This window comes from Streptomyces sp. NPDC004658, assembly GCF_040609555.1.
Classification (GTDB): Bacteria; Actinomycetota; Actinomycetes; order Streptomycetales; family Streptomycetaceae; genus Streptomyces.
The window spans coordinates 1-15455 of record NZ_JBEXKG010000169.1 but is presented as its reverse complement, the minus strand read 5'-3'; the positions used below and the strand labels follow the sequence as shown (position 1 = coordinate 15455).

Genomic DNA, 15455 nt, shown 5'->3' with positions numbered 1-15455 from the left:
GGCGTCTGAGCGGGGCGGCCCGGCGGGCGCTCGGACTGCGGCTGCCGGCCGCGCTGGTCCTCGGCTGCCACAAGGCGTTCGCGGGACGCGGCCGGTCACTGGCCACCGTGGCCCGGCTGACGCTGCCGCTGCTGCTCATCGTGGTGGCGCTCAGCGCCTGGACCACGATCGACCGCTTCCACAGCAGCCCCGAGCGGGTGGGCCTGCCGACGGCGCTCACGGTCCGCTCGGACGGCGACCTGGACGCGTCCGGGGTACGGTCCGTGCTGGCCCATGACTCCCGGGTCGCCGCCGCCTATCCGGGCGTCGAGGTGGCCGCGCTGGTCCCCGGCCAGACCGGGACCATCGCCCTGCGCGGCGTCGGCACCCGCACCGAGCCCTACCCCTACGCCCTGGCCGAGGGCCGCGCCGCACGCGGACCGGACGAGGCGGTGGCCGGACAGGGCCTGCTCGACCTGCTGGACGCGCGGGTCGGCGACTGGGTGCGGATGACGGTGGGCGACCGGCCGCAGATCCTCCACATCGTGGGCCGCACCCTGGAACCGCGCAACGCCGGCCGGGTCGTCACCACCTCCCTGGACACCCTGCGCGAGAACGACCCGGAACTGTCCCCCGCCTTCTACGAGCTGCGGCTGCGCCCGGGCGCCGACCCGCACCGCGTGGCCCTCGCGCTCGCCTCGGCCGGTCACGGCCACCTGGAGGTGCATCCCGTGACGAACCCCGCCGACGGGCTGTCCCCGCTGCGCGGTGTCGTCGCCGGGCTGATCGCCGTCCTGGCCCTGATCGGGCTGGTGGAACTGCTCACCGCGATCGGGGGCGGCGTGCGCGAGGGCGAGCGGGACGTGCTGGCGCTCCGGGCGATCGGCATGTCGCCACGGCAGATCACCGCGATCACCGTCACGGCGACGAGCTGTACGGCCCTGGCGGCGGTCGTCGCCGGTACGGCGCTGGGCCTGCCACTGGCCCGCCGGCTGATCGACGCCGAGGGCGGCTCCAGCGGCATCGGCGCCGGAATCGCCCAGTCCCCCTCCCCCGGCCTGCTCGTCCTCCTGGGCTCGGCCGCCGTGCTGGGGGCGGCGGCCCTGGCCACCCTGCCCGCGGCCCGCGCGGCCCGCCGGCGCCTCGCGGACACGCTGAGCGCGGTGGCCTGAGCCCGCCCCGGGAGACCCGGCCCTGCTCAGGGAGACGCGGCCTGCCAGCTGCCCGGGTCTTCGCGGATCTTCTCCAGCAGGTTGCCGAAGACCGTCCCGTCGAACAGCAGGCCGTTGTACCGCACCGGGATGCGTACGTCGTTGATCTCGGCGGTGGGAGTGCCGGGCCCCTCCGGGTCCTGCGGCCCGCCCGCGCGCTCGTAGGCGTCCTGGGCGTTGGCCACGAAAGTCCGGTACTTCATGGTCCTGACGGCCGAGTCGAAGTCCGGCCCGCGCAGCCCCGGCACCCGCCCCGCCAGCTTGAGCAGGTAGGCGTCGGTGAACCCGTCGACGCTCTCGGCGGGCTGGTGGGCGTAGAGCACGTCGTGGTACTCGGCGAACTTGCCCTTGTCCAGGGCGGCCCGCAGGGCGTTGACCGCCTTCCGGGATCCCGCGCCACCGAGCCGGCCGTCCAGGAACGAAGCGAGGGTGTACTGGGTCTTCACCTCACGCCGGACGGTCGCCTCGCGCAACTGGGGCGCCCCACCGGTGGTCTCGAACTTCTCGCACACCGGGCACCGCGGATCCTCGTACAGGTGCACGCTCAGCGGGGCGGCCTCGTCCCCCACGATGATGGTCGTGCCGTCGTTCCCCAGCCGCTCCGGCGCGTCCACCCACCCGGAGTACGGTACGGCCTTCGCTGTGACCTCCGGCCGGGCGGCCTCCGACTCGACCGGCTGCCGCCTGCCGACACAGCCCACCGCCGACACCCCCATCACGGCCACGGCGACCCCCGCGACCAACACCCTGCGCACCATGCGCACTCCCTCCCCTGGTCCAGCGGAACACTAGGGGATGGATGGGAGGAAGCGCGCAGGGGTATCGCCGCGGCGGAGAGTACGGGGGTGTCACCCTGGGCGCCGTGCAGCGGGCAGGGGCATCGCCCCGGGCGCCGTGCAACGAGCAGGGACATCGCCCCGGGCGCCGTGCAACGAGCAGCGGCATCGCCCCGGGCGCCGTGCAACGAGCAGGGACATCGCCCCGGGCGCCGTGCAACGAGCAGGGACATCGCCCCGGGCGCCGTGCAACGAGCAGGGACATCGCCCCGGGCTCGGTGCAGCGGGCTGGGGCGTTGCCGCGGCGGAGCGTGGAGGGGTATCGCCGCGACGGCCCCGGCCGCGATCGGCCGCTGACCGGGGCCGGTGCATGGCCGCGGACCGGCTCCCGGCCGCGGATCAGCTCCCGGCAGCGTGTCGGCTCATGGCCGCGGGCCGGCTGGTGGCGCGCGGGCCGGCTCATGGCCGCGGGCCGGGTCATGGCCGCGGATCGGGTCATGGCCGTGGGCCGGCTGGTGGCTGCGGATCGGCTCCCGGCCGGGGGTCGGCTGATGGCCGGGCTCGGCTCCCGGCAGCCTGCCGCCCCGGCCAGGGGCCGGCTCGTGGGCTCCCGGTCGCAAACCGGCTTCCGGCCGGGATCGGCTATGGCAGCCTGCCGGCTCATGACCGGGGGCCAGCCCCCGGCCGGGAATCGGCCGGTGGCCGGGCTCGGCTCCCGGCAGCCTGCCGGCTCATGGCCCGGCTCCCCGGTAACGGAACCGCTTCAGACCGCGAATCGGCTCCCGGCCGCAGTCCGACTCGGGGCCGCCGACGGGCTCGTGGGCGTGGGCGGACCCCCGGCCGGGGATCGGCTGGTGGCCAGGCTCGGCTCCCGGCAGCCTGCCGGCTCATGGCCAGGACCGGCTCCGGCTCCGGCTCCGGCTCCGGCTCCCGGTGACGGATCCGCTGCGGCCGTGAATCGGCTCCCGCCCGCCGGCGTGCCCCTGCCGGCATCGGCCGGTGCCGAGCCGCCGGCCGGTGCCGGCAGGGGATCCGTTTCGCCCGCGGATGCGGATCAGCTTCGGCCGCGCAGTTCCCGGTACTTGGCGACCAGTGCCTTCGTCGACGCGTCCAGGCCGGGTACGTCGGCACCCTCGGTGAGTGCGGGTTCGACGCGCTTGGCGAGGACCTTGCCCAGTTCCACGCCCCACTGGTCGAAGGAGTCGATGTTCCACACCGCGCCCTGCACGAACACCTTGTGCTCGTACAGGGCGACGAGCTGGCCGAGCACGGACGGGGTCAGTTCGCGGGCGAGGATCGTCGTGGTCGGCCGGTTGCCCTGGAAGGTCTTGTGCGGGACGAGCTCCTCGGGGGCACCCTCCGCGCGGACCTCCTCGGCGGTCTTGCCGAAGGCGAGCGCCTGGGTCTGGGCGAAGAAGTTGGCCATCAGCAGGTCGTGCTGGGCCTTCAGTTCCTCGCTCAGCTCGGCGACCGGCCGCGCGAAGCCGATGAAGTCGGCCGGGATCAGCTTGGTGCCCTGGTGGATCAACTGGTAGTAGGCGTGCTGCCCGTTGGTGCCGGGCGTACCCCACACGATCGGCCCGGTCTGCCAGTCCACCTGCTTGCCGTCGCGGGCGACGTACTTGCCGTTGGACTCCATGTCCAGCTGCTGGAGGTAGGCCGTGAACTTGGAGAGGTAGTGGCTGTACGGCAGCACGGCGTGCGACTGGGCGTCGTGGAAGTTGTCGTACCAGATGCCCAACAGACCCAGCAGCAGCGGGACGTTGGCCTCGGCGGGCGCGGTGCGGAAGTGGTCGTCGACGATCCGGAAGCCGTCCAGCATCTCGCGGAACCGGTCCGGGCCGATGGCGATCATCAGGGACAGGCCGATCGCGGAGTCGTACGAGTACCGCCCGCCGACCCAGTCCCAGAACTCGAACATGTTGGCCGTGTCGATGCCGAACTCGGCGACCTTCTCGGCGTTCGTGGACAGCGCCACGAAGTGCTTGGCGACCGCCGCCTCGTCGCCCAGCGCGGCCAGCACCCACTTCCGCGCGGAGGTCGCGTTGGTGATCGTCTCGATGGTGGTGAAGGTCTTGGAGGCGATGATGAACAGCGTCTCCGCCGGGTCGAGGTCCCGGGTGGCCTCGTGCAGGTCGGCACCGTCCACGTTGGACACGAAGCGGACCGTGAGGTCGCGGTCGGTGAAGCAGCGCAGCACCTCGTAGGCCATCGCGGGCCCGAGGTCGGAGCCGCCGATGCCGATGTTCACGACGTTCTTGATGCGCTGGCCGGTGTGCCCGGTCCACTCGCCGGAGCGGACCCGCTCGGCGAAGCCGGCCATCTTGTCGAGCACGGCGTGCACCTTCGGCACGACGTTCTCGCCGTCGACCTCGATCACCGCGTCCCGCGGGGCGCGCAGCGCGGTGTGCAGCACCGCCCGGCCCTCGGTGACGTTGATCTTCTCGCCGCGGAACATGGCGTCCGTGAGGGCGAAGACGTCCGTCGCCGCGGCCAGCTCGCGCAGCAGGCGCAGGGTCTCGTCGGTGACCAGGTGCTTCGAGTAGTCGATGTGCAGGTCGCCGACCTGGAGCGTGTACCCGGTGCCGCGCGCGGGATCGGCGGCGAACAGGTCCCTGAGATGGGTGTCCGCCAGCTCCTCCCGGTGCTTGGCGAGAGCGGTCCACTCGGGCGTCTGGTTGAGCCTGCTACGGCCGTCTGCGTTCATGTCCGACTTCCGCCTTCTTTCGTGCCTGTCCCAGCCGTTCCAACCTAATTGATCAGCGCGCGGGACGAGCGGTGGAGACGCTGTCCGCACGGGCAACAACGGATACGTCCGGCTTGCGTCCCGGTATCAGCGCGATGACGGCCGAGGCGAACAGGACGGCCGCGAGCAGGGCGGGCGCGTTGAGGCCGTACAGCCCGGCCGCTGCCCCGCCGAGGAACGCGCCGAGCGGGGCACCGGAGGTGGAGGTCGTCCGGAAGGCCGAGGCGATGCGCCCCACCATGGACTCGGGGCTGCGTTGCTGCATCAGGGTGACCTGGTTGACGTTCCACACCATGTTCATGGCGCCGAGCAGCAGCATCCCGGCGGCCAGGGCGGTCAGGTGCCGCACGGACCCGATGAGCAGCAGCGCACCCGTCTGGAGTGCGCCGCCGAGCAGCAGGGCCCGCACCCGGCCGGTGCGGCGCGCGATCCGCTGGGCGACGAAACCGCCGGCGAGGCTGCCTGCCGAGTACGCCGTCATGGCGGCGACGTAGCCGGTGTCGCCCGCGTGCAGCCAGCGGGTGACGTGCAGCGCCAGTGTGGCGATCAGGGCGCCCATGCCGATGTTGCACAGCAGCGTGGCCACGCAGACCGCGCGGAGCACCCGGTCCTCCCAGAGCGCGCGCAGGCCCGCCCCGATCTCGGCGCGCAGGGTGCTGCCGGCCGGGCGGGGCTCCCGCTCCGGCGGCCGTGTCCGCAGGGACGCCACCAGCGCGGCGCCCACCAGGTACGTACCCGCGTCCGCCGCGAACGGCATGAACGCCCCGGCCGCCAGCAGCAGCGGCACGAAAGGGCCCGCCAGCAGTCCGCCCGCCAGCTGCTGACCGGTCATCAGCCGGGCGTTCGCGCTGCCCAGGGCCTCCCGGTCCACCAGGGAGGGCAACAGGGCCGTGGAGGCGTTGTCGAAGAGCGTCTGGAGCGCGGTGAGGCAGAAGGCGAGGGCGATCAGCAGGGGCACGGAGGCGTACCCGAGGCCGACGGCGAGGGCGAAGGCGGCGACGAGCAGGCCCCGCACGGTGTCCACGAGCCACATCGCCCGCCGTTGGTCGACCCGGTCCGCGACAGCGCCGCCGAACAGCCCGAACAGCAGCCAGGGCAGATAGCCGCAGGCGGTGACGGAGGCGATGACGAGGGGCTCGTCGGTGAGGCCCACGGCGAGCAGCGGCAGCGCGGACGTGCGCAACGCGTCGCCGAAGCGGGAGACCACGGCGGCCGTCCACAGCCGGCCGAATCCCCCGCGCCAGGCGGGTGTCCCCCTGCTCGCCGTCCCGACCGCAGCCACGCCTGCCCCCCTCACGATGCGCCGATGCACACACCGTAGAGGGCAGCACTGACAACGGACCGTCCGCAGCGGACCGGAACGGCTCCGGCCAGGCGCCCGCGGGTGCCCGGCCGGTCAACTCCTAGATCTCGCCCCGCAGTTTGGCGAGGGCTTCGGCGAGGATCGCCTCGCCGTCCGCGTCGCTGCGCCGCTCCCGTACGTACGCCAGGTGCGTCTTGTACGGCTCGGTGCGCGGCGGGTCCGGCGGATTGTCCCGGTCCTGGCCGGCCGGGAAGCCGCAGCGCGGGCAGTCCCAGGTCTCGGGAACCTGCGCGTCGCTGGCGAAGCTGGGCTGCGTCTCGTGCCCGTTGGAGCACCAGAAGGAGATGCGCAGACGCGGCGCGGACTCGCCGCGCTCGGCCTCGCCCATCGGCCCCGCCCCGACCCGGCTTCCTCGGATCGCGTTGCCACTTGCCACGGTCGTAACTCCCTGCGTGATGGTGCCGCGAAGCGAGTCGGCGTTTCGCTTCGCTGCGAGCGCCTCAGTCTACGTAAGGCCCAACGCGCGTCCAGTGATTGGAGTTACCGGCCCCCACACCAAGACGCAAGCCCCATGATAGGCCGCGCTCAGGAGCGCGTACCGAACATGGGGCTTTACGTGCGGAATGTACTGTTCGCGTGTCAGCTGTTCGTCTTCATCAGCATGCCGAGGACGATGATGCACGCGAACCACAGCAGGCCGATCACGATGGTGATCCGGTCGAGGTTGCGCTCGGCGACCGAGGAGCCGCCGACGGAGGACTGCATGCCGCCACCGAACATGTCGGAGAGGCCGCCGCCCTTCCCCTTGTGCATCAGCACCAGCAGCATCAGCAGCAGGCTGAAGATGATCAGGGCGATCGAGAACCCCAAAACCACGGCTGGACCAACTTCCTCGGATACGGATGGACGACGGGGGCACAGCACCTGGCCGTGCCCCCGCAAGGGTACGACGTATCGCCGCTACCGCCTACTCACGGACATGATCACTGATCGCGGAAGCGCACGATCTTGACGAACTCGTCGGCGTCCAGCGAGGCACCGCCGATCAGGGCGCCGTCGATGTCGGCCTGGGCCATGATCTCGGCGACGTTGCCCGACTTCACGGAGCCGCCGTACTGGATGCGGACCTTGTCGGCCACGTCCTGGGAGTACAGCTCGGCGATCTTGGCGCGGATGGCGGCGCAGACCTCCTGGGCGTCCTCGGCGCCGCACACCTTGCCGGTGCCGATGGCCCACACGGGCTCGTAGGCGATCACGATGGTCTCGGCCTGCTCGGCCGGCAGGTCCTTCAGACCGCCCTCGACCTGGGCGAGGGTGTGGGCGACGTGCTCGCCCGCCTCACGGACGTCCAGCTCCTCGCCGACGCACAGGATCGGGGTCAGGCCGTGCTTGTAGGCGGCCTTGACCTTGGCGTTGACCAGCTCGTCGGTCTCGTTGTGGTACTGGCGGCGCTCGGAGTGGCCGATCACCACGTAGGTGCACTTCAGCTTGGCCAGCATCGGGCCGGAGATCTCGCCGGTGTAGGCGCCGGAGTCGTGCTGGGAGATGTCCTGGGCGCCGTACTTGATCTTGAGCTTGTCGCCGTCGACCAGGGTCTGCACGGAGCGCAGGTCGGTGAAGGGCGGCAGGACGGCGACCTCGACGGCCTCGTAGTCCTTGTCGGCCAGGGCGAACGCGAGCTTCTGGACGTGTGCGATGGCCTCCAGGTGGTTGAGGTTCATCTTCCAGTTGCCCGCCATCAGCGGCGTGCGCGTGCTCAAGGGTCAGTCCTCCAGTGCGGCGAGGCCGGGGAGCGTCTTGCCCTCGAGGTATTCGAGGGAGGCGCCGCCACCGGTCGAGATGTGGCCGAATGCGTTCTCGTCGAAGCCGAGCGTGCGCACGGCCGCGGCGGAGTCACCGCCGCCTACGACGGTGAAGCCGTTCGTGTCGACGAGTGCCTGGGCGACCGCCTTGGTGCCCTCGGCGTAGTCGGGGTGCTCGAAGACGCCCATGGGACCGTTCCAGAAGACGGTCTCGGCGTCGGCGAGCTTCGAGGCGTACAGCTCTCGGGTCTTCGGGCCGATGTCCAGGCCCTCCTGGTCGGCGGGGATCTTGTCCGCGTCGACCACGGTGTTCTCGGTGGGCGCCTTGGTCTTCAGGTCCGGGAAGGTCCGGGAGACCACGACGTCGACGGGGAGCAGCAGCTCGACGCCCTGCTTCTCGGCGCGCTCCATGTACTCCTTGACGGCCGGGACCTGGTCCTCCTGGAGGAGGGAGATGCCGACCTCGTAGCCCTTGGCCTTGAGGAAGGTGTAGGCCATGCCGCCGCCGATGAGGAGCCGGTCGGCCTTGCCGAGCAGCTGGTCGATGACGGCGAGCTTGTCGGAGACCTTGGCGCCGCCGAGCGCGACGACGTAGGGGCGCTTGACGTCCTCGGTGAGCTTCTTCAGGACGCCGACCTCGGTGGCGATCAGGTAGCCGGCGTAGTGCGGCAGCCGGGCCGGGAGGTCGTAGACCGAGGCGTGCCCGCGGTGCACGGCGCCGAAGCCGTCACCGACGTAGACGTCGGCGAGGGCGGCCAGCCGGTCGGCGAACTCACCGCGCTCGGTGTCGTCCTTGGAGGTCTCGCCGGGGTTGAAGCGCAGGTTCTCGATGACCGCGACCTGGCCGGGCTGGAGGCCGTCGACGGCGTCGTGGGCGGCGGGGCCGACGGTGTCCTGGGCGAAGGCGACCGGGGCGCCGAGCAGTTCACCGAGGCGCTCGGCGGCGGGCAGCAGCGAGAACGCGGGGTCCGGGGCGCCCTTGGGGCGGCCCAGGTGCGAGGCGACGACCACCTTGGCGCCCGCGTCCGCGAGGGCCTTGACGGTGGGCAGGACGGCGCGGATGCGGCCGTCGTCGGTGATCGTCCCGTCGGCCAGCGGCACGTTGAGGTCGGCGCGGACGAAGACCCGCTTGCCGCTCACGCCGTCGGCGAGAAGTTCGTCGATCGTCTTCATGGGAGTGGACTCCTACAGGAGGGCTCGTGGTGCACCTGATCGTAAAAGGACGTGGTCAGTACGTGGGACAGGGCCCGGACAGCGCGGCGGTGCGCTGCACGGGCCCTGCTCCCACTTCGGGGTCCTGCTTCGGCGATCAGAGCTGGTTGCCGACGAAGACCGTGAGGTCGACGAGGCGGTTGGAGTAGCCCCACTCGTTGTCGTACCAGCCGATGACCTTCACGTTCTTGCCCTCCTGGACCATGGTCAGGGAGGAGTCGAAGGTGCAGGACGCCGGCGCGTTGACGATGTCCGAGGAGACGATCGGGTCCTCGGTGTAGTCGAGGAGGCCCTTCAGCTCACCCTCGGCGGCCTTCTGGAAGGCGGCGTTGACCTCTTCCTTGGTGACCTCGCGGCCCAGCTCCACGACCAGGTCGGTGACGGAGCCGGTCGGGACCGGGACGCGCATGGCGATGCCGTCCAGCTTGCCCTTGAGCTGCGGCAGGACCAGGGCGGTGGCCTTGGCGGCGCCGGTGGTGGTCGGGATGATGTTCTCGGCGGCGGCACGGGCGCGGCGCAGGTCCTTGTGCGGGAAGTCCAGGATGCGCTGGTCGTTCGTGTACGCGTGCACCGTGGTCATCAGACCCTTGACGATGCCGAAGTTCTCGTCGAGGACCTTCGCCATCGGCGCCACACAGTTGGTGGTGCAGGAGGCGTTGGAGATGACGTGGTGGTTCGCCGGGTCGTACTTGTCCTGGTTGACGCCCATCACGATGGTGATGTCCTCGTCCTTGGCCGGAGCCGAGATGAGGACCTTCTTCGCGCCACCGGCGATGTGCTTCGCGGCGTCTTCCTTCTTGGTGAAGATGCCGGTCGACTCGATGACGATGTCGACACCCAGCTCGCCCCACGGGATGTCGGCCGGGTTGCGCTCGGACAGCACCTTGATGGTGTGGCCGTCGACGGTGATGGTGTCGGCGGTGTGGGAGACCTCCTGCTTGAGGCGGCCCAGGATCGTGTCGTACTTGAGCAGGTGAGCGGTGGTCGCGGTGTCACCCAGGTCGTTGACAGCCACAACCTCGATGTCCGCCCCCTGCTCCAGCAGCGCGCGGAAGTAGTTACGCCCGATGCGGCCGAAGCCGTTGATGCCTACGCGGATCGTCACGAACCGATCTCCTCGTTGGTACGCCGGCCATGCGGTGCCGGCGAGCTCTGTTTGGGATGTCCCCGACCACCACCGACCCTACCTCTCTGCGGGCCCCGGGGTGACATCGAGATGGCCCATACACGGGCAGGCGGTCCGTACCAGCCAGTAGGGGTACGGACCGCCTCGGATCGACAGCTGATTCGCCCGTATTCATGACGGAACGCGGCGGGGTTCTGACGCCGTTTTCACTCGTTCGTGAGCGGGTCGGCTCACTTGATGCGCACCCTTCACGCGCACCGTTGAGAAGGGGTCCCGCTCACCTGTCGAGCGAGTCGAACGCCTTGCGCAGCAGCGCCGCCCGGTCGGCCGCCGACGGCACCTGCTCCAGGCCGAAACCGAGCAGCACGGTGTCGTCGGTGGTGACCGCTCCGTACGTCCGGAACAGGGCCCCCGTGCGCGTCCAGTCCTTCAGCACCGCCGGGCTGCCGGGGGGCGGTCCCGCCGCCTTCCAGGCACCGAGGGACGACTCGAAGCCCTCGGTCTCCTTCGCCGTGCCGCCGACGACGAGCGAGGCGTCGTCGGCGAGGACACCGTGGCCGCCGGTGCCGGGGTCGGTGATGTAGCTGATCGAGACCTCGACGGACTTCCCCGCGTAGGCGCTCAGGTCGAAACGCACCTGCTGCCAGCCGGCGGAGCTGCCGGTGAGGCTGTACCAGGCACCGGTGGTGCCGGTCGGGGTGCAGGTGGTGCCCGTGAGCGTCAGGTAGTGCTTCAGCCACGGGTGCTCACCGATCAGGAAGCCGGCCCCGCACTCGTCCGGCACGGCCGCCTTCGTGGCCCCACCGGCCTCCGGCAGGGTCGTCCAGTCGTCCGCGCCGACGGTGTGCGCCTCGACCACCGCGTGGTCGTAGCCCCGCTCGGTGTCCCACAGCAGCCGTGTGCTCACGGCCGGCTTGTCGGCGGCGGCGACACCGGTGAGGTCGATGGTGCGGGTGAGGCGCTTGTAGGCGTCGTCGGTGTGCACGGCGGCGGCCATCGAGGCGCCCGTGTACGGCCCGTACGGGTTGACGGTGCCCGTGAAGGTGCCCGCCCCCGCGCTCTTGAACTGCGGGTAGCCGGCGGCCGGCAGCTCGTCGGAGGTGACGCCGTAGGTGCCGGCCCGGTCGAGCGGGTTGCCGGGCGCGTCACCGAGGGCGCCGGTGAAGCCGTCGAGCGCGCCGGAGCCGGTGAAACCGGTGGCCCCCTTGGTCGACGTACGGCTGTAGGCGCCCAGGTAGTACTGGCTGAAGTCGTCCGAGAGGGTGCCGTCGCCGAGGTCGACGCTGCCGCCGGCCAGCTCGCCGGCCTCGATCAGCCTGCCGCCCTCGTTCAGGTAGGCGCGCAGTTGGAGCTGGGTGGCGTTGGCGGGGCCGTTCGCGCCGGAGTAGTGCACGACGGTCCGGAAGTGCTTCAGCACGCCCAGCGCGTCGGGGGCGCCCTGCGTGGCCACGTCCCAGACGAGCGCCCGGTGCCCGGCGGCCTTCAGCGCGTCCACGTACGTCCGCGCCTGTGCGGCGGCCGTGCCCTCCTCGGCGACCACGAGGGTGTCGGCCGCCGGCCGCTTCGCGACCGTGTAGGTGAAGTGGGCGCTGGAGACCTTCTTCCCGCTCCCGGTCCTGCCGGTGAACCACACCTCGACCCTGTCGCCCGGCTCGCCGCCCCGCACCTTCGCGCGGTACTCGTCGAAGTAGAGGTTGTCCTCACCGCCGTAGGTCTCACCGCCCCGCCAGTGCTTCAACGCCCGGTCGTGCGTACGGCCGCCGTTGACGCGGTACTTGAGCTCCTTGTCCCGGACCGCCTTGCGGACGACGACCGAGACCTCCTGGTCCGCGCCCCGGGAGTACGACGTCGGGAACGCGGCCGGGGTGAAGTCGGCGGCGCTCAGACCGACCGAGGAGGCCGGCTTGTCGGGGTGTACGGCGGTCTCGGCGACGGAGAGCGCGAACGGGACGTTCTTCGCGAACTCCTGCTGGATCAGCTTCTCGTCGTCGGGGAAGTTGAAGACCGACTGGCAGTCCTGGCTCTTCCAGGCGTCGTCCGGGTCCAGGTCCGACGCGGTCTGGCAGGTCGACATCTCCGGGGTGAACATCGCCATCCCGTTGACGTTCGACGCGTGGCCGTCCGCCTCGCCGTTGGTGGTGTACAGCTCCGAGGAGACCTGCGGGTGGTAGCCCGGGACGGCGGAGTGGCCGGGGGTGCCGGCGAGCGCCTTGTAGAGGACGTCGTCGGGGGTGGGGGTGGCCACCTGCCAGCCGACGCCGTAGAGGAGCAGCTCGGCGGCGGAGTGGTAGTTGATGCCGTACCGGAAGCCGACGCGCTTCTCGAAGGCGTCGAGGGCCTTGGTCTCGGGCTCGGACCCGGGGCTCGCGCCGCGGTAGGTCTGGCTGGTGGGGTTGGGGGACGAACCCTCGTCGTCGTAACCCCACTTGTAGGGGAAGTTGCGGTTGAGGTCGACGCCGTCACCGGTGCCGATGACGCCGTCACCGTTGACGTCCCGCAGGTTCTTGCGCCACAGGCGGGTGCCGGAGTCCTTGAAGGTGTAGTCGTAGCCGTCCGGATTGGCCGAGAGGACGAACCACAGCTCCGTCGAGTCGACGATCTCCTTGACGCGCCGGTCGGTCGTGTAGCGGTCCAGGTAGTAGTGCATCAGACGCCGGGTCATCTCCGGCGTGATCCACTCGCGCGCGTGCTGGTTCGACATGTACAGCACGGCGGGCCTGGACCCGTCCTTCGACTTCTTCGCGTTCCTGGTCAGTTTGAGCGCGAGGATGTCCTGGCCGTTGAGCGTTCTGCCGATGGACTCGACCTTGGTGAGGCCGGGGTGGGCCTGGGCGGTCCTGAGGATCTCCTCCTTGAGCCCGCCGCTTCCGCTGTACGGGCGGAACACGCCCTGGGCGGCGTTCTCCACCCTGGCCTCCGCCTTGGCCGAGAGGGCGTGCTCGGTGAGGTCGACGCCCTGCTTGCGCAAGTGCGCGGCCTGCTTTGCGGTGAGGTAGACCTCGACCTCGGTCCTGCCGCCTCCGCTCACCTGCTCACCGAGCTCGAGGCCGTCCTGGCCGGCCTTGAGCAGCAGCGGTACCTGCTGCTGGGTGACCTCGGCGCGGTAGACCTTGACCTCGTCCGGCTCGGGCGGCGCCGGACTTCCGTTCTGTGCCTGGGCGATGGGTGCGAGGCTCGCTCCGCCGATCAGAAGCGCGCCGACAGCGAGGATCGATCTCGCTCTGTGTCTCATGAACCCCCCTAGCGGTGGTCCGCCACAGCGACGAACAGGTTGCCAGGCTCATGTCACTTCATGATCGAGTCAAGAGCGCCACAAGGACACGCAAACGCCGGTACCGACCACCCGAACGGCCGTCGGCACCGGCGCCTTGACGCGGCGTCCGGTCAGCCGGCGAGGTTCTCCGCCAGCTCCTCGGTGAGGTTGGCCTCCGTGCCCGGGATGCCCAGGTCGGCGGCGCGCTTGTCGGCCATCGCCAGCAGCCGGCGGATACGGCCCGCGACCGCGTCCTTCGTCAGCGGCGGATCGGCGAGCGCGCCCAGCTCCTCCAGCGAGGCCTGCTTGTGCTCCATGCGCAGCCGCCCCGCCGCGGCCAGGTGCTCGGGCACCTCGTCGCCCAGGATCTCCAGCGCGCGCTGGACCCGGGCCCCGGCGGCCACGGCGGCACGCGCCGAGCGGCGCAGGTTGGCGTCGTCGAAGTTGGCGAGCCGGTTGGCCGTGGCCCGCACCTCGCGGCGCATCCGGCGCTCCTCCCAGGCCAGCACGGACTCATGGGCGCCCAGCCGGGTGAGCAGGGCGCCGATCGCGTCACCGTCGCGGACGACGACCCGGTCCACCCCGCGCACCTCGCGGGCCTTCGCGGCGATCGACAGTCTGCGGGCCGCGCCGACCAGCGCGAGCGCCGCCTCCGGGCCCGGGCAGGTCACCTCGAGGGAGGAGGAACGGCCGGGCTCGGTCAGCGAACCGTGCGCCAGGAAGGCTCCGCGCCAGGCCGCCTCCGCGTCGCAGGTGGCCCCCGAGACCACCTGCGGGGGCAGACCGCGGATCGGACGGCCTCTGCCGTCCACGAGGCCCGTCTGCCGGGCCAGCTGGTCACCGCCCGCCACGACCCGGACGACATACCGCGAACCGCGGCGCAGCCCGCCGGGCGCCATCACGATCAGCTCGGAACTGTGCCCGAAGATCTCCAGGATGTCCCGCTTGAGCCGGCGCGCCGCCATCGCGGTGTCCAGCTCGGCCTCGATCACGATGCGCCCGCTCACCAGGTGGAGGCCTCCGGCGAACCGCAGAACGGCGGAGACCTCCGCCTTCCTGCAGCAGGTCCGGGTGACGGGGAGCCGGGAGATCTCGTCCTTCACCGCTGCCGTCATCGCCATGGGCCGATCCTTCCATGCATCCGAAAAATACGGTCGTACGCGGCGGCCAACAGCTCCGGATCGTGCCGGGGTGATCCGTCGGTCCGGGCCACCGGGGCCAGCTCGACCGCGGCCCCCAGCCGCTTGGCGGCCTCGGTGAGCGAGTCGCGGTCGGGCACGGCGGCCTCGTCGGCCAGCACCACGTCCAGGGCGAGTTTAGGGGCGTGTCGCCCCAAAACCTCCAAATGACGCTGCGGGGAGAACCCCTCGGTTTCTCCCGGCTGCGGTGCCAGGTTCAGCGAGAGCACACGGCGTGCCTTGGTCTCGGTGAGGGCGTCCAGCAGCTCGGGGACCAGCAGGTGCGGGATGACCGAGGAGAACCAGGAGCCGGGGCCCAGCACCACCCAGTCCGCGTCCAGGACCGCCGCCACGGCCTCGGGGACGGCGGGCGGGTCGTTGGGCACGAGATGCACCGACTGCACCTCGCCGGGCGTCAGGGCCACGGTCGCCTGCCCGCGCACCGTGTCCACGTCGTCCGGGCGCTCCGGGTCATGCCCCTTGACCAGCGCCTGGAGCTCCAGCGGCACGGCCGACATGGGCAGCACACGCCCGTGCGCGCCGAGCAGCTTGCCGACCAGGTCCAGGGCCTGCACATGGTCGCCGAGCTGCTCCCACAGGGCGACGATCAGCAGGTTGCCGACCGCGTGCTCGTGCAGCTCGCCCTGGGACTGGAAGCGGTGCTGGATGACCCGGGCCCAGGTCTGGCCCCAGTCGTCGTCCCCGCACAGCGCGGCCAGCGCCTTGCGCAGGTCGCCGGGCGGCAGCACGCCCAGCTCGTCACGGAGCCGGCCGCTGGAGCCGCCGTCGTCGGCCACGGTGACGACGGCGGTGAGATCGCCGGTGATCCGGCGCAGCGCGGCGAGCGAGGCGGACAGGCCCATCCCGCC

Annotated in this window: 12 protein-coding genes; 1 reads left to right on the top strand and 11 read right to left on the bottom strand. The window is 71.4% G+C overall.

What is annotated here, in order from left to right; all coding sequences use genetic code 11:
• Positions 1-1151: FtsX-like permease family protein (locus ABZV94_RS34805; RefSeq protein ID WP_356347711.1), on the top strand; the 1151-nt coding region annotated here is incomplete at its 5' end.
• A gap of 26 nt (positions 1152-1177) precedes the next feature.
• Here the strand turns inward: ABZV94_RS34805 and ABZV94_RS34800 are convergent.
• From ABZV94_RS34800 to yvcK, 11 genes are all read right to left on the bottom strand, one after another.
• Positions 1178-1948 (bottom strand): thioredoxin domain-containing protein, encoded by a 771-nt coding sequence (locus ABZV94_RS34800; protein ID WP_356347709.1) that lies wholly within the window; start codon positions 1946-1948, stop codon positions 1178-1180.
• Between the two features lie 1072 nt (positions 1949-3020).
• The gene (gene pgi, locus ABZV94_RS34795) at positions 3021-4673 is read right to left on the bottom strand and encodes a glucose-6-phosphate isomerase (protein ID WP_356347707.1); all 1653 of its coding nucleotides are present in this window, start codon (positions 4671-4673) and stop codon (positions 3021-3023) included.
• A 52-nt stretch (positions 4674-4725) separates the two neighbouring features.
• The gene (locus ABZV94_RS34790; protein WP_356347705.1) at positions 4726-5994 is read right to left on the bottom strand and encodes an MFS transporter; all 1269 of its coding nucleotides are present in this window, start codon (positions 5992-5994) and stop codon (positions 4726-4728) included.
• 121 nt (positions 5995-6115) lie between these two features.
• Positions 6116-6451 carry an RNA polymerase-binding protein RbpA gene (locus ABZV94_RS34785; protein ID WP_003976875.1) on the bottom strand — a complete coding sequence of 112 codons (336 nt, stop codon included), beginning with the start codon at positions 6449-6451 and terminating at the stop codon, positions 6116-6118.
• 203 nt (positions 6452-6654) lie between these two features.
• Positions 6655-6885 carry a preprotein translocase subunit SecG gene (secG, locus tag ABZV94_RS34780; RefSeq protein ID WP_356347713.1) on the bottom strand — a complete coding sequence of 77 codons (231 nt, stop codon included), beginning with the start codon at positions 6883-6885 and terminating at the stop codon, positions 6655-6657.
• Positions 6886-6998: 113 nt separating this feature from the next.
• Positions 6999-7775, bottom strand: coding sequence for a triose-phosphate isomerase (gene tpiA / locus ABZV94_RS34775; protein WP_356347702.1), 777 nt, complete (start codon positions 7773-7775; stop codon positions 6999-7001).
• A 3-nt stretch (positions 7776-7778) separates the two neighbouring features.
• Entirely contained in the window at positions 7779-8990 is a 1212-nt protein-coding gene (locus ABZV94_RS34770) for a phosphoglycerate kinase (protein WP_356347700.1), read from the bottom strand.
• A gap of 136 nt (positions 8991-9126) precedes the next feature.
• Complete coding sequence (gene gap, locus ABZV94_RS34765) at positions 9127-10134, bottom strand: type I glyceraldehyde-3-phosphate dehydrogenase (RefSeq protein WP_069781521.1); 1008 nt, start codon at positions 10132-10134, stop codon at positions 9127-9129.
• Positions 10135-10432: 298 nt separating this feature from the next.
• The gene (locus ABZV94_RS34760; RefSeq protein ID WP_356347698.1) at positions 10433-13387 is read right to left on the bottom strand and encodes a M14 family zinc carboxypeptidase; all 2955 of its coding nucleotides are present in this window, start codon (positions 13385-13387) and stop codon (positions 10433-10435) included.
• Between the two features lie 152 nt (positions 13388-13539).
• Positions 13540-14529, bottom strand: coding sequence for a DNA-binding protein WhiA (whiA, locus tag ABZV94_RS34755; RefSeq protein WP_356347696.1), 990 nt, complete (start codon positions 14527-14529; stop codon positions 13540-13542).
• On the bottom strand, positions 14520-15455 hold a 936-nt coding region (gene yvcK, locus ABZV94_RS34750), incomplete at its 5' end, for a uridine diphosphate-N-acetylglucosamine-binding protein YvcK (protein WP_356347694.1). The genes whiA and yvcK, both read right to left, overlap by 10 nt.

What these genes read in the sequence shown, in the direction of transcription:
- ABZV94_RS34800 (WP_356347709.1), bottom strand. Translation starts at nt 1,948, where the DNA reads ATGGTGCGCAGGGTGTTGGTCGCGGGGGTCGCCGTGGCCGTGATGGGG.
- pgi (WP_356347707.1), bottom strand. Translation starts at nt 4,673, where the DNA reads ATGAACGCAGACGGCCGTAGCAGGCTCAACCAGACGCCCGAGTGGACC.
- ABZV94_RS34770 (WP_356347700.1), bottom strand. Translation starts at nt 8,990, where the DNA reads ATGAAGACGATCGACGAACTTCTCGCCGACGGCGTGAGCGGCAAGCGG.
- ABZV94_RS34760 (WP_356347698.1), bottom strand. Translation starts at nt 13,387, where the DNA reads ATGAGACACAGAGCGAGATCGATCCTCGCTGTCGGCGCGCTTCTGATC.
- whiA (WP_356347696.1), bottom strand. Translation starts at nt 14,529, where the DNA reads ATGGCGATGACGGCAGCGGTGAAGGACGAGATCTCCCGGCTCCCCGTC.